The following is a 15,853-nucleotide window of genomic DNA, read 5'->3' on the forward strand; positions in this document are numbered from 1 at the left end:
CGCCAGTAAAAACCTGATAAATATCATGTTGATAAAATATGCAACACCAAATATGAATAAGAGGTATAAATTAAAGTATCGCGTTAATAATCTGCAACTCTTCATCGGTAAATGTTGTATTCTTCAATGCTTCAATCGAATCAATAATTTGCTCCGGCTTGCTCGATCCTATCAGTACCGATGTTACCCTGCTATCGCGCAGCAGCCAGGCCAGCGCCATGTGAGCCAGCTTTTGCCCACGTTGTTTAGCCATGTCGTTTAGTTTGCTTATCTGCTGTATCCTTTGGGGTGTAATATGGTTTTCATTTAAAAAAACGCCGCTGGTAGCCACACGCGAATCTTCCGGAATACCATTTAAATACTTATCGGTAAGCAGCCCCTGTGCCAATGGCGAAAACGGTATGCAGCCCACGCCTTCGTCTTTTAAAACATCTAGCAGGCCATTTTCCGGGTTGCGTACAAACATAGAATATTTGGGCTGGTGTATAAGGCAGGGCGTGCCCAGCTCTTTAAGTATGGCTATGGCCTTTGCAGCCTGCTCTGCATTATAGTTAGATATACCGGCATATAATGCCTTACCCTGGCGCACAATAAGATCCAGTGCCATCATGGTTTCTTCAAGCGGGGTATCGGGATCTGGCCTGTGGTGGTAAAAAATATCCACGTAGTCAAGCTTCATCCTTTTAAGGCTCTGGTCCAGGCTGGAAACCAGGTACTTTTTAGAACCCCAGTCGCCATAAGGGCCATCCCACATGGTATAACCCGCTTTAGAGGAAATGATCATCTCATCCCTGTACCCATCAAAATCCTGTTTAAGTATACGCCCAAAGTTTTCCTCGGCACTGCCCGGTGGCGGACCGTAATTATTGGCAAGGTCAAAATGGGTAATGCCATTATCAAAGGCAGTCCTTATAAGGTTACGGCTGTTTTCAAAATTATTTACGTTGCCAAAGTTATGCCACAGGCCAAGCGAAAGTGCCGGGAGCTTAAGCCCGGAATTTCCACAGCGGCGGTATTGCATATCATTGTATCTGGCTGGAGAAGGCTGGTATGTCATACAAGAATGTTCTTAATTAGATGCAGTTGTAATTTTCCTACACGAAAGTATAGCATCGCAGCAGGCTCTCCAAATTTTACAGGTTATATTTTGTTGATAAAAATTCAACAGATAACATATCAATTTTTTACACATTAAATAATAATACTCTGCAAAAACTACACTATTATTATTTATTATATTAGTTAATGTTTAATAAAATTAGTTAATCATTGATAATTATAACCGTAAAATAATCATGCTTTAATTTTTTTATGATGCAAATACCGATAATACTACAGGTATTTTTCATTTATTTGCATCAACATTTATTGCCTCTATGCAAATTGACCCAAAGACAGCCAGCCAAAAGGATATTTATAAAATTTTAACCGGTACGGTTATACCAAGGCCTATTGGGTGGATATCCAGCATGAGCAAAGACGGCGTGCCTAACCTGGCACCCTTCTCGTTTTTTAATGCCGTGGGCGAAGACCCACCGCATGTAATGTTCTCTACTGTGCGCAGTGGTAATACTAATAAAGACACACTAAATAATGTACTCGCTACAGGGCAGTTTATAGTTAACCTTGCCACCGAGGAGTTAGTAGATGCCATGAACGCAACATCTATAAACCTGCCGCCCAACGGCAATGAGTTTGATTACGCAGGATTAACAGCAGTACCATCGATACTGGTTAAGCCCTTTAGGGTGAAGGAAAGCCCTGTGCATTTTGAATGCGAAATGGTGCACCACTACAGCCTTCAGGATCATAAAGATGGTGGCGCTACCATAATTATTGGCAGGATCGTAATGTTTCATATAGATGACAGCATACTGCTTAACGACAGCAAAATAAACCTGGAAACCTACAGGCCAATTGCACGCCTTGCTGGTAACAATTACGCCAAACTGGGCGAAATTTTTTCAATTAAAAGACCTTTTATATAACATAAATGAAAGTAATAGTAATAGGCGGCGGCCCCGGAGGTTTATACTTCTCCATCCTTTTAAAAAAGGCATTGCCGGCGTGTAATGTAGCGGTTTACGAACGTAACAAAGCCGATGATTCTTTTGGCTTTGGGGTAGTATTCTCGGATGAAACTTTGTCTGAATTCCTGAGCCGCGACCCGGAGTCGTATGACTTAATCAGGACAAAATTTGCCTATTGGGATGAGCTTGATGTAGCCCGCGATGGCGAAGTGGTTCGCGTTTCCGGAAACGGTTTTTGTGGCTGCTCGCGTAAAACATTACTGCAATTACTGCAACAACGCTGCCGCGAAGAGGGCGTTGAACTGAATTTTGAAGCCAATGTAGACGATCTTAGCCAGTTTAAGGATTCGGATATTATAGTAGCGGCAGATGGCATAAACAGCGCCATACGCGACAAATTTGCCGCTGATTTTGGCACTAACATACAACTGCAAAGCAACCGTTTTGTGTGGCTGGGCTCTACCCGCCCGCTCGATTCTTTTACGTATTTTTTCAGGACTACTCCGCACGGAACTTTTGTAGCACACAGCTATCAGTACGAAGAAGGCATGAGTACCTGGATTTTTGAAACTACCGATGAAACCTGGCAAAAAGCCGGTTTTAACGCTACCGATGAACAGGATACCATAGCCAAATTATCTGAGATATTTAAAGAAGAACTTGATGGGCACGGCCTGATATCCAATCGTTCGCACTGGAGGCAGTTCCCAACCATTACTAATAAAACCTTGAGTAAAGATAATATTGTGCTGCTGGGCGATGCCAAGGCTACAGCCCACTACTCAATAGGCTCCGGTACTAAACTGGCTATGGAATGTGCCATAGCGCTGGCCGATTCGGTCATTAAATACCAGACCGATACCAAAGCTGTATTTGAAAATTATGAAAAGCTGCGGCGCAACCGCGTAGAAATGATACAGCATGCCGCCAATGTGTCGCGCGAATGGTTTGAACACATGGACAGGCACATTCAGCACGATTTTATGGCGTTTGCCTTTAGCGTTATGACGCGTTCTAAGAAAGTTACTTTGGAAAATCTTGCCCTGCGCGACCCTTCTTTCACAAAAAAAGTAGTGTCCGCTTTTAACGCAGATGGTTCTGCCACCTCTCCTGCCTTTACCCCATTTACCTTACGGGGAATAACGGTAGATAACCGTATTGTTATGAGCCCAATGGAACAATATTCGGCACAGGATGGCGTGGTTACCGACTGGCACCTTATGCACTATGGATCGCGTGCAACAAACGGCATCGGGTTGATTTTAACCGAAGCCACGGCCATATCGCCAACAGGCAGGGTAACTTTAGGCTGCCCCGGCATATATACTAACCAACAGGTTGCGGCATGGAAACGCGTAACCCATTTTATACACAATAATAGCACCGCTAAAATAGGGGTGCAAATAGGCCATTCGGGCCGTAAGGGCGCAGTGCAGCTGCCGTGGCAAAACAGCAGTGAACACATAGATAATTCCTGGCCGTTACTTTCTGCATCACCTATCCCATTCAATTCTAAAATGGCAACTCCAAAAGAGATGAATTTAGACAATATGGATGTGATAACCAAGCAGTTTGAAACTGCTGCTAAAAATGCACACGAAGCCGGGTTTGATATGATAGAGCTACAGGCACATCATGGCTTTTTATTAGCATCGTTTTTATCGCCACTTACCAACATCCGTACCGATGATTTCGGCGGAAGTATTGAAAACAGGCTGAAATTCCCTATAAGGGTATTTACCGCCATGCGTGCTGCTTTCCCGCAGGATAAACCCATGAGCGTGCGTATTTCAGCATCCGACTGGGCAGCAAATGGCATAACCGATGAAGATGTAATTAGCATTGCAAAAGTCTTTAAACAGGCAGGTGCCGATATTATAAACGTTTCTACAGGCTTAACTGTTGAAAACCAAAAGCCCCATGTAGGCAGGATGTGGCAAACACCTTTTAGCGACATGGTGCGCAATACCGTGCACATACCTACCATTACGGCAGGTTACATCCAGGATATCGACCAGATCAATACCATTTTACTCAACGGCCGTGCCGATTTAGTAGCATTGGGCAAAACATTATTGTTAGACCCTGCTTTTGTAAGGAATGCACAGGCCTATGAGCAATTCAATGCGCAAAACCTTGACTCATTGGGCATCCCGAAACCATACACATCGGCCGTATCGCACTTATACCCGTACATAGGCGGGCAGCGCAAGGCTATGGAAGGCATGAAAAAAGCATTAAAACCGGTAACGCATAAAAAGTAATAGTAGGGCAATGAAACATTACGAAGATAATTTTGCACATGATAATTTACCGCATCCGTCTTTGCAGGCAGAATGTTTTACAGGGCATCCTGATTTTGAGTTTGATGGCGCGCTTAATTGTGTAGATAAACTGCTGGACGACCACATTAAAGAAGGCCGTGGCGACAGCATTGCCATCCGCACTTTTACCGAAACCTGGACGTTTAATGACCTCTACGAAAAAGCCAACCAAATTGCCCACACTTTAGTCGAAAATTTAGACTTTGTTCCCGGCAACAGGGTGTTGATACGGTCGGCCAACAACCCCATGTACGTAGCGTGCTGGTTCGGCATTTTAAAAGCCGGTGGTATCGTGGTGGCAACTATGCCGTTACTTCGCGAAAAAGAACTGAGCATAATGATAGAAAGTGCCCAAATATCGCATGTTTTATGCGATTACAGGCTGGAGGAAGAAATGCTACTGGTAAAATCGCCTTACCTTAAGCACACCATTACCTTTGACGGTTCAGGTGCAGGCGTTTCTAAGCTTGAAACGCTAATGGGTAATAAGCCTAAAGTGTTTAAAAACTACCATACCCTTGCCGACTCTATATCAATCATAGGGTTTACATCGGGCACTACAGGCAAGCCTAAAATGACATCGCATTATCATAAAGATATTTTATTAATATGCGAGGCTTTCCCAAAATATTCGCTGCAACCTACACCTAATGATGTATTTACAGGCAGCCCGCCATTGGGTTTTACCTTTGGTTTGGGCGGTTTGGTGCTGTTCCCGTTTTATTACGGGGCATCAACCTTCCTTATCGAGAAACCATCGCCGGAGCTGCTGCTCAAAGCTATAGAAGAGTACAAGGTAAGCATCTGCTTTACAGCCCCCACAGCTTGGCGGGTACTTACATCAAAAGTAAACGAGTATGATATCTCGTCGCTGCGCAAATGCGTATCGGCAGGAGAAACCCTTCCCGTAAAAGTTTGGGAAGACTGGTACGAAGCTACCGGCTTAAAAATAATAGATGGCATTGGGTCGACCGAAATACTTCATATATTTATTTCATCAACAGAAGATAACATGCGCAAAGGCGCTACGGGATTGCCCATACGTGGTTATGAGGCCAAAATTGTCGACAAAAAAGGCGTTGAGGTGCCCTATGGTACACCCGGCAGGCTGGCCGTTCGTGGCATTACAGGATGTAAATACCTGAATAGTAAAGATAAACAGAAAGAATACGTACAAAATGGCTGGAACATTACTGGAGATATTTTTCGTAAGGATACCGATGGGTATTTTTGGTTCGTAGCACGTGGCGATGATATGATCATTTCATCGGGCTATAATATTGCTGCCATTGAGGTAGAAAGCGTTTTACTTACCCACGCCGATATTGCCGAATGTGCTGTTGTTGGGCTTCCCGACGAAAACCGCGGTATGCTGGTTTGTGCTTACATTGTTTTAAAAGAAAAAGATAAGGCCTGTGCCGAATTTACCCGAGCCCTACAGGATTGGTTTAAAGAGGTGGCAGCGCCCTATAAATACCCGCGCGAAATTAAATACCTGGATGCCCTGCCCAAAACAGAAACCGGTAAAATTCAGCGTTTTAAATTAAAAAATATTGTACAAGCCTAATGGAGAATGCATTTATAAAAAAAGAAAAAGTACGCTTTCAGCATGTTGATTATGCAGGTATAGTATTCTATCCCCGCTTTTTAGAGATGCTTAACTGCCTGGTGGAAGATTTTTATGAAGAGGCTTTAAACATGCCTTTTAAAAACCTGCATGAAACTGGCGGCATCCCTACGGTCGACCTTAAAATTCAGTTTAAAAAAGCAGCACGATTAGGCGACGAGCTTACCAAATACTTATGGATCAATAATCTTGGTTCTGCCTCTATGGCCTGCGGGTTTAAGTTTGAATATCCTGACAGTTCTGTTTGCCTTGAGGGCGAAGTAACCCTTGTGCGTGTTGATTTTTTAAACGACAGGAAAGAGATAAAAGCAAGTGCTTTTCCGCCTGCAATGCGGGAGATATTGGAGAAATATTTGAAGAGAGAATAGATAATAGACAGGAGATGATAGACTGTTTCATAAATAATATCGATAATACGAGCAATCGTAATTCATATTTAAAATTCATAATTAGTTATGTTGGATTTACCAAAATTTAAGGCGGCTGCGGTACAGGCTTCACCGGTATTTTTAGATGTAGATGCTACTGTAGATAAGGCCTGTGCTATAATTGCAGAGGCTGTTCTTAACGGGGCATCGCTGGTGGCTTTTCCGGAGGTTTTTATAGCCGGTTACCCTTACTGGAACTGGATCATGACACCCGTACAGGGCAGCCCTTGGTACGAGAAATTGTATCGCAATTCCATTACCGTTCCGGGTCCGGAAACCGAAAGGATCTGCCAGGCCGCACGCGATAATAATTGCCACATTGTTATAGGCGTTAACGAACGCGGGCAGAGTTTTGGCGAATTGTACAACACCAATTTAATTATAGATAATAAGGGCAACCTTATTGGCAAACATCGCAAACTGGTACCTACCTGGGCAGAGAAACTAACCTGGACGGGCGGCGATGGCTCATCTCTTAAAGTATATAATACCGAGATTGGTCCCATTGGTACGCTTGCCTGCGGCGAGAACACCAATACGCTTGCTCGCTTTACATTACTATCTCAGGGAGAATTAATTCACATTGCCAATTACATTTCGTTACCGGTTGCCCCACCCGATTATAATATGGCAGAAGCTATTAAGATAAGGGCAGCGGCACATTCGTTTGAAGGTAAGTTGTTTACCATAGTGTCGTGCTCTACCATCACCAAAGAGATCATTGATAGTATGAAAGAAGATGTGCCCAACGCCGAAGAACTGTTAACACGAAAGAACAGCGCATTTTCGGGAATTATTGGGCCTAACGGTGCTGTTATTGGCGAACCGCTTATTGATGATGAGGGTATTGTATATGCTGATATCGACCTTGCTAAATGCATACAGCCCAAGCAAATGCACGATATACTGGGGCACTACAACCGCTTTGATATTTTCGACCTGAGGGTTAATACATCACCAAGAAAAAATATAACGTTTACCGATGGCAGCGATGACCTTGCTTCCAAACTTTAATATAAAGTCGCATATATTATGGATACAAAACATGACGATAGCGTTCTGGGTCGTGCCCGCGTACAGGATACCCCCGAACTGGAAGCTTATTATAAAGAATTAAAAGACCTTGGTGCAGGTGCCCTTTGGACGGTTGCTAACGATATCGAACCCTGGGAACCCCGATCGTCATCGGTGCCCATGCTTTGGAGGTACGAAGACCTGCGTAGTCTGGTACTAAAATCATCAGAGCTTGTTACGCCCGAGCAGGCAGGAAGACGTGTTGTGTACCTTGTTAATGATAATCGTCGCGATGTTAGCGCTGCCGTAGGCTGGCTGTACACCGGTATCCAGGTTACCCGCCCGGGCGAAAGCACATCTGCACACAGGCACCGAGCCTCTGCCCTGCGTTTTATTATGGAAGGCGAACTTGGGTACACCGTGGTAGATGGCAACAAGATAATGCTGGAGGTTAACGATTTTGTTATTACCCCTAACAGCACCTGGCACGAACATGGCGTTGAGGCCGGCGGTAAAACATGTATCTGGCAGGACGGGCTTGATATTCCGCTTGTAAATGCGCTGGAAGCTAACGATTATGCCGTTTATGATGGTAAACAGCCGATTACAAAACCTTTGAACCATTCGCCGCTAAGTTATAGCGGTGCAGGGTTAATTCCGGCTGATAACGAATGGAATAAGCCGTATTCTCCCCTATTTAAATATTCCTGGAAACAAGTATATCCTGCACTTCTGGAAGCCGCAAAAGTTAACGAAGGATCGGAATATGATGGCGTTTTAATGCACTATACCAATCCGCTTACGGGCGGCCACGTTATGCAGACTATGGGCGCGAGTATGCAACTGTTACGGCCTGCTCAGCATACTAAAGCCCACAAACACACAGGATCTTTTGTGTACCAGTGCGCTAAAGGCAAAGGCTACTCTGTTATAGATGGAAAACGTTTCGATTGGAAGGAGCGCGATATATTTTGCGTACCATCATGGGCATACCACGAACATATAAACCTTAGCGAAACGGAAGATGCCTGCCTGTTCTCTTTTAACGATTTACCGGTAATTACATCGCTTGGGCTGTATCAGGAAAAAATACACCCGGACGGATACCAGGAAATTAAATAAATCAAACAACAAACAATTAAAATATAGAATGAAATTAGTTACTTATAAAATAAACCATACCGCTGCACGCCTTGGCTTTGTAGAAGAAAGTATGATTATTGATGCCGAAAAACTGGGCCACATAAAAAACAGTCCTCTACCGGATAATATGCTCGATTTTATAGATCTGGGTACTGAAGGTATCAATCAGGCCGTGCGCCTTATAAACACCGCTACTGCCGAAGAATTGGAAGAATGCTCTATACCGCTTGCCAATGCTACGCTGCTTGCGCCAATACCACGCCCCCGCAAAAACATTTTTGGCATCGGGCTAAATTATACCGAGCATGTTGCCGAATCTGCCCGCACACTGGATACTTCTAAAGAGCTGCCGCAACAGCCCGTTATCTTTTCAAAACCACCAACAGCAGTAGTGGGCAATGAAGCAGATATCATCCACAACCAAAAAATAACCCAGCAACTTGATTATGAGGTGGAACTTGCTGTAATTATTGGCAAAAGGGGTAAAAACGTGCCTAAAGAAAACGCTATGGACTACGTGTATGGCTATACTATAATTAACGATATAAGCGCGCGCGATTGCCGCCGTGCAGGGCAATGGATCGTTTCTAAAGGGCAGGATACCTTTGCACCTATGGGTCCGGTTTTGGTTACAGCACATGACATTCCGGATCCGCAGAACCTCAATCTATCACTTACTGTAAACGGCATTGAGAAACAAAATTCCAACACTAAATTCATGCTTTTTAATATAGCCGACCTGATACACGATTTGAGCACTGTGTTCACCCTTGACGTTGGCGACATCATTGCTACAGGCACCCCGGCAGGTGTGGGCGCAGGCCGTAGTCCGCAGGAATTTATGTGGCCGGGCGATGTGGTAGAAGCTACCGTAGAGGGTATTGGTACGCTTAGGAACACCGTAGTAGACTCAGAAGGAATAAACAACAAATAACAAAGAGGAAATTCCAAATAACTAAAAGAAAATTCCAAGTTCCTAATCTCAAATTACAAACATTACTTGCCGTTAAAAGTTTAGAATTTGATGCTTGATTTTTGGAATTTCCACCTATATTTTATGAAAAAGACTTACCGTATAGGGCAGATCGTGCCCAGTTCTAACGTAACTATGGAAACCGAGATACCGGCACTGCTGCGTTCTCGCGAAACTATTGCACCGGAGCGTTTTACTTTTCATTCGAGCCGTATGCGAATGAAAAAAGTTACCAAAGAAGAGTTAGAGGCTATGGATGCCATGAGCCTAAAATGTGCACAGGAACTGTCTGATGCGCAGGTAGATGTTATGGGTTATGCCTGCCTTGTTGCTATTATGAGCATGGGGCGCGGCTATCATTGCGTTAGCGAAACCAACCTGCACGAAGAAACCGTGCAAAACGGTTCACCTACACCTATTGTTACCAGTGCCGGTGCGCTAATAAACGGACTCAAAGTACTGGGTGCTAAAAAAGTAGCGGTTATTACACCTTATATGAAACCCCTTACCGAAATGGTGGTAGATTACATTCAGCACCAGGGGTTTGAAGTGGTAGATTATATAGCTCTCGAAATTCCGGATAATTTAGAAGTGGCAGCGCAAGACCCTATGAATCTGCTGGACATTTATAAACGCCTTAATTTAGAGGGCGCAGATGTTTTGGTGGTATCGGCATGCGTGCAAATGCCTTCGCTTGAAGCTATAGATGCCATTGAAAAAGAGATTGGCATTCCTGTAACCTCAGCAGCTGTTTGTACTACCTATGAGATGCTTAAAAAGCTGGGGCTTGATACTAAAGTACCTATGGGCGGAGCCCTGTTAAGCGGTAAATATTAAAGCATTTGTATACTATAAAACAGCCTTTCAAATTACGGAAAGGCTGTTTTTATAGTTATATATTAAGTGAACCCTGCCCTGATGATATTAAATATGCTTCTTTAAGTGCCTCAGAATAGGTAGGATGTGCATACGAAATACGGAACATATCCTCATCGGTAACTTCATATTCCATACCAATAACACCCTGGGCTATAAGGTCGGCAGCACGTGGGCCAATAATGTGTATCCCTAATATTTCCCCGTACTTAGGATCGGTCAGCACTTTGGCAAATCCATCTTTTTCCATTGCAGCCCGTGCCCTCGCACTTGCCGAAAACGGAAATTTACCCACATTGTATTCCCTGTTCTCTTTTTTAAGTTCTTCTTCGGTAAACCCAACCGAGGCTACTTCCGGCCAGGTATACACCACGCCCGGTATAAGTTTATAATTAATATGCGGTTTTTGTCCATTAATATTTTCAGCTACAAAAACGCCTTCTTCTTCGGCCTTGTGTGCCAGCATTGGCCCGGCAATTACATCGCCTATCGCATAAATATTTTCTTCGGTAGTACGCAATTTTTCATTCACAGTTATCCTTCCTTTGGTGTCAAGCTGTATGTTAGTATTCTCAAGACCAAGCCCTTCGGTATATGGCCTCCTTCCTACGGCAACAAGGCAATAATCGGCTGTTATTTCCTGCGGTTTACCTGCACTATCCAAAAATTTAACTGTAGCCGTATCTCCGTTATTTACCGCCGACTGCACTTTATGACTCAACAGTACTTTAATACCGCTTTTGGTAAACAGTTTTTTCAGTTCCTTGCCCAGGTCGCGGTCCATAGTGGGTATAAGGCTATCGGCATACTCAATGATGGAAACCTCTGTACCTATTCTCGCATAAATGGAAGCCATCTCTACCCCTATTACCCCGCCGCCAATAATGGCAATACTTTTAGGTTGTTCTGGCAGCGATAAAGCTTCGGTAGAGGTAATAATGCGGGTTTTATCTATTGTAACACCCGGTATGGTGGCCGGTTTAGAACCTGTTGCAATTATAAAGTAAGTACTGTTTACTGTAGATTCAGATCCGTTGGCCGCAGTTACTTTTACTTGCCTGTTCGATATAAAAGAAGCTGTACCGGTAATAACCTCTATCTTATTTTTGCTCATGAGATAATTAAGGCCGGAGATATTTTGCTTTACTACATCACTCTTACGGTTAATTAGTTGGGTAAAATCCAACGAAAGGTTATCTGTCTTAATCCCGTGTGTTGCAAATTTTGTGGCAGCGGTATGGTAATGTTCGGTACTGTCTAACAATGCTTTAGTAGGGATACAACCCACATTAGTACAAGTACCACCCAGCGTTGTGTATTTTTCTACGAGTGCGGTTTTGTAACCCAATTGCGATGCCCTTATTGCTGCAACATAGCCGCCCGGGCCTGATCCAATAACTACAATGTCGAATTTTTCCATAATTATAATTTTATTGATTAATGTGGTTGTGATGATTTATTATAGTACAAAGCTACTTTGTAAGAGGGCCATTGCGTGTTAGCTACTTAGATATAGTGTTATTTACTGTTAAGAATGTATAGGCTAAGTATCAAACAAGGGGCTTGCCATGAAATTAAAAATTTGTTATTCAACAAATTGAAAATAAAAGCAGTTATATTTCGCTAAGTTATACCGCTTATTAGCCAAATATGGCTGAATTAGCGCTAACCTATTATCAAGCGTTTACCGCATTGAACATTCCCTATTGGCTATCGAACATATATTTAAGTTTAGGTTCTTATTTTCAAAGTATTAAGAGTTTACAGTCTAAAAATAATCTTATAATTAATATTACAGAATTAAGGTATCTTTGCTTCGTATAACCCAAATATGCACAAATACCTAATGAACCCAAACTACAAGAAGAAAGCCTTGCGCTTTATTACAGCATTTTTAGTATTGCTTAGTCCGTTGCTCGTAACGTCTCAAACCATTACATCGCCGGATAAGAACTTTTCGCTTCAATTTGAGCTAAAAGAAAACGGCAGGCCTTACTACAGCCTTACCTATAAAGACAAACCTGTTATTAAATCCAGCAAACTGGGTATAGAGGTTAAAGATGCACCATCGTTTATGGATGGGTTTACCATTAGCAAATCGGCACAGCTTACGTCTGATACCAGCTGGGAACCTGTTATGGGCGAAGAAAAAACAATTCGCAACCATTACAATGAGCTTGAAGTTACACTGGCTCAGTCCCAAAATAATAACCGTATTATAAAACTACGTTTTCGTCTTTTTAATGACGGACTTGGCTTTAGGTATGAATTCCCTAAACAAGCCGACCTTAATTATTTTGTGATTAAGGAAGAGCACACCGAGTTTAACCTTGCCGGGAACCACAAAATTTTTTGGATACCGGGCGATTATGATACCAATGAGTATGCCTATACCACATCTAAAATCGCAGAGATACCGGCTTTGCAAAAAAAAGCTACTATAGAGATCAATGCACAGCAGCCTATAAGCAAGCCATCGGTGCAAACGCCAAGCATGATGAAATCAGACAACGGCCTTTACATTAACATACACGAGGCTGCTTTAATCAATTACCCTGCTATGCAATTGGAAGTTGATGCTTCCAGTTTTAAGTTTAAAAGCCACCTTGTGCCCGATGCAGTAGGCAATAAAGGCTACATGCAAACCGATACTCAAACTCCCTGGCGTACTATTGTGGTAAGCGATAAGGCAACTGATATTTTAGCATCTAAACTTATCCTTAACCTTAATGAGCCTACCAAATACAAAGATGTTTCCTGGATTAAGCCGGTAAAATACATAGGCGTATGGTGGGAATATTTTGTTGCCGGTAAAAGCACCTGGGCTTACGGTAAAGAAAATAACGTAAAACTTGGCCAGGATTTTAGTAAGCTCACACCAAACGGCAAACACGGCGCTACTAACGAGAGGGTAATACATTACATAGATTTTGCTGCCAAAAATGGCTTTGACGCCGTACTTGTTGAGGGCTGGAACGTGGGCTGGGAAGACTGGATAGGCAACTGGAAAGAAGAAGTGTTTGACTTTGTAACCCCATACCCTGATTTTGATGTGGCAAAACTGCGCGATTATGCAGCCTCTAAAGGCGTTAAGATAATAATGCACCACGAAACATCGGGTTCGGCTACAAATTATGAGCGTAGGCTGGACAGGGCTTTTCAGTTTATGAAAGATAATAATTACGGAGCAGTTAAAACGGGCTATGTGGGCCAGATTATTCCGCGTGGTGAGCACCATGATGGCCAATGGATGGTTAACCACTACATAAATGTAGCCGAAAGGGCTGCCGATTATAAAATTATGGTTAACAGCCACGAGGCTGTGCGCCCTACAGGCCTGCACCGCACCTACCCTAACTGGTTTGCACAGGAATCTGCCCGTGGTACCGAGTTTGAAGCTATGGGCGGCTTAAACCCTGACCATACTACCATTTTGCCGTTTACGCGCCTAATGGGTGGCCCTATGGATTTTACTCCGGGTATCTTCCAGACCGATCTTACTTACTATAATACCGGCGGTAACCAGCACGTTAACACTACGCTTGCCAAACAGCTTGCCTACTATGTTACTATGTACAGTCCGTTACAAATGGCGGCTGATATTCCTGAAAATTACGACCGCTTCCCGGATGCATTTCAATTTATAAAAGACGTGGCTGTAGACTGGGATAATACTTATGTGCTTGAAGCGGAACCCGGCGACTATGTTACCATTGCCCGTAAAGCCAAAGGTAAGAACGAATGGTTTGTGGGCAGCGTTACCGATGAAAACAGCAGGACTGCAAACCTAAAATTTGACTATCTGCCAAAAGGCAAAAAATATATTGCTACCATTTATGCCGATGGCAAAGATGCCAGTTGGAACGGCAAACAACAAAGTTATGTTGTAAGCACCATGAAGGTAGACAGCAAAACTACATTAAAGCAATTTATGGCTCCGGGTGGTGGTTTTGCCATCAGTATTAAGGAAGTGCCTGCAAAATAAACAGATACAAACAATTACAGAACGCCCGGATATTTCCGGGCGTTCTTGTTTTAGGGCAGGCCTATTAACTTTTCAATAAAATTGATGCAAGTCAATGTTTGCAGCGGGTATTGCTGTTACCTTTGCACAATAATTTTTTGAAATCCCCACCGTGACCAGACAAACATATATTTCGCTAATACTTATTTTGGGTTCGCTTACTGCCCTTGGCCCATTTTCCATAGATATGTACCTGCCGGGCTTTAATGCCATTGCAATCGATTTACATACTACGGCCAACAAAGTATCATTATCCCTCTCCAGCTATTTTATAGGCATATCTGCCGGGCAATTGCTTTATGGACCGTTGTTAGACCGCTTTGGGCGTAAAACCCCATTATATATAGGCCTTGCCGTATATATAATTGCATCTGTGGGCTGTGCTGTAGCAACTGACATTAATGTGTTTATAGCATTAAGGTTTATACAGGCCGTGGGCAGTTGTGCTGCTGCCGTGGCATCTATGGCTATGGTGCGCGACCTTTTTCCGGTAAAAGACAGCCCCAAGGTATTTTCGCTGTTAATGCTCGTGGTAGGCCTTTCGCCCATGCTGGCACCCACCGTTGGCGGTTATGTAATTAAAGGCTTTGGGTGGCACAGTATCTTTATCATTCTTGCACTAATGGGGTTTGCCGTTTTACTTGCTTCACGTTTTGGGTTACCGCAAACCCATAAACCGGATCCCTCCATCTCCTTAAAACCAAAACCTATCTTACAGGGCTTTGCAACGGTGCTTAAAAATCCGCAGTTTTATACGTATGCATTATCAGGCGCGGTGGCTTTTTCAGGGTTATTTACCTATGTAGCGGGCTCTCCGCTACTGTTTATGGATATCTTTAAAGTGTCTGGTGAAATTTACGGCTGGATTTTCGCATTCATGTCGGTTAGTTTCATCGGCACCAGCCAGTTAAATTCAGTCCTGCTTAAAAAATACAAAAGCGAGCAATTGGTTTTTGTGGGGCTGGCATTGCAAAGCCTTATAAGCATTACTTTCCTGATAGCCGCTATATACCACTGGCTGAACCTGTATGGAACCATTGCCATGCTATTCTTATACTTAGGCTGCCTGGGCTTAACCAACCCTAATACGGCAGGATTATCGCTTGCGCCATTCTCTAACAATGCGGGTAGTGCTTCGGCATTATTAGGTGCGTTGCAGTTGGGCTTAGGTGCGCTTGCCTCTATGGCGGTGGGAATGCTGGTAAAAGACTCTATGGTGCCTATAGTAGCTATCATGGCCGGTAGTACGCTTATAGCCCTTGTAATATTGCTTGTGGGCAGGCGTAATATAACCTCCCTTGCCGATATGGAAGGCGATGCTATTGTAATGCACTAAGCCTGTTTTAACTATACGGGGCTGCAAACTATTTAAGTGTATATTTACATAAATTTATACTTTTGCACAAAATTGCTA

Annotated in this window: 12 protein-coding genes; 10 read left to right on the top strand and 2 right to left on the bottom strand. The window is 43.4% G+C overall.

The window, feature by feature from the left end; genetic code table 11:
• Positions 1-70 precede the first annotated feature (70 nt).
• Positions 71-1,057, bottom strand: a complete 987-nt coding sequence (gene mgrA / locus FMM05_RS01265) for an L-glyceraldehyde 3-phosphate reductase (protein ID WP_143371523.1) — start codon at positions 1,055-1,057, stop codon at positions 71-73.
• Between the two features lie 319 nt (positions 1,058-1,376).
• Here mgrA and FMM05_RS01270 point away from each other — a divergent pair, with 319 nt between their 5' ends.
• The 8 genes from FMM05_RS01270 to FMM05_RS01305 all read left to right on the top strand — a co-directional run bounded on the left by FMM05_RS01270 (position 1,377) and on the right by FMM05_RS01305 (position 10,376).
• Entirely contained in the window at positions 1,377-1,988 is a 612-nt protein-coding gene (locus tag FMM05_RS01270; protein WP_143371524.1) for a flavin reductase family protein, read from the top strand.
• Positions 1,989-1,993: 5 nt separating this feature from the next.
• Positions 1,994-4,294 carry an oxidoreductase gene (locus FMM05_RS01275; protein WP_143371525.1) on the top strand — a complete coding sequence of 767 codons (2,301 nt, stop codon included), beginning with the start codon at positions 1,994-1,996 and terminating at the stop codon, positions 4,292-4,294.
• A gap of 10 nt (positions 4,295-4,304) precedes the next feature.
• Complete coding sequence (locus FMM05_RS01280; protein ID WP_143371526.1) at positions 4,305-5,921, top strand: AMP-binding protein; 1,617 nt, start codon at positions 4,305-4,307, stop codon at positions 5,919-5,921.
• Positions 5,921-6,349: an acyl-CoA thioesterase gene (locus FMM05_RS01285; RefSeq protein ID WP_143371527.1), complete on the top strand. Its 429-nt coding sequence runs from the start codon at positions 5,921-5,923 to the stop codon at positions 6,347-6,349. Before FMM05_RS01280 ends, FMM05_RS01285 begins: the two co-directional genes overlap by 1 nt.
• An 87-nt stretch (positions 6,350-6,436) precedes the next feature.
• Positions 6,437-7,423: a carbon-nitrogen hydrolase family protein gene (locus FMM05_RS01290; RefSeq protein WP_143371528.1), complete on the top strand. Its 987-nt coding sequence runs from the start codon at positions 6,437-6,439 to the stop codon at positions 7,421-7,423.
• Between the two features lie 18 nt (positions 7,424-7,441).
• Complete coding sequence (locus FMM05_RS01295) at positions 7,442-8,545, top strand: cupin domain-containing protein (RefSeq protein WP_143371529.1); 1,104 nt, start codon at positions 7,442-7,444, stop codon at positions 8,543-8,545.
• Between the two features lie 28 nt (positions 8,546-8,573).
• Positions 8,574-9,500, top strand: a complete 927-nt coding sequence (locus FMM05_RS01300; RefSeq protein ID WP_143371530.1) for a fumarylacetoacetate hydrolase family protein — start codon at positions 8,574-8,576, stop codon at positions 9,498-9,500.
• A gap of 123 nt (positions 9,501-9,623) precedes the next feature.
• On the top strand, positions 9,624-10,376 hold the full coding sequence (locus tag FMM05_RS01305) for a maleate cis-trans isomerase family protein (RefSeq protein ID WP_317129553.1): 753 nt from the start codon (positions 9,624-9,626) through the stop codon (positions 10,374-10,376).
• 55 nt (positions 10,377-10,431) lie between these two features.
• Here FMM05_RS01305 and lpdA read toward each other — a convergent pair whose 3' ends face one another.
• The gene (gene lpdA, locus FMM05_RS01310; RefSeq protein WP_143371531.1) at positions 10,432-11,835 is read right to left on the bottom strand and encodes a dihydrolipoyl dehydrogenase; all 1,404 of its coding nucleotides are present in this window, start codon (positions 11,833-11,835) and stop codon (positions 10,432-10,434) included.
• Between the two features lie 411 nt (positions 11,836-12,246).
• On the opposite strand from lpdA, the gene FMM05_RS01315 reads away from it, so the two are divergent.
• Positions 12,247-14,400, top strand: coding sequence for a glycoside hydrolase family 97 protein (locus tag FMM05_RS01315; RefSeq protein ID WP_235894336.1), 2,154 nt, complete (start codon positions 12,247-12,249; stop codon positions 14,398-14,400).
• A 151-nt stretch (positions 14,401-14,551) separates the two neighbouring features.
• Positions 14,552-15,775, top strand: a complete 1,224-nt coding sequence (locus tag FMM05_RS01320; protein WP_143371533.1) for a multidrug effflux MFS transporter — start codon at positions 14,552-14,554, stop codon at positions 15,773-15,775.
• The last annotated feature ends 78 nt before the right edge of the window (positions 15,776-15,853 follow it).

Source organism: Flavobacterium zepuense, from assembly GCF_007097145.1.
Classification (GTDB): Bacteria; Bacteroidota; Bacteroidia; order Flavobacteriales; family Flavobacteriaceae; genus Flavobacterium; species Flavobacterium zepuense.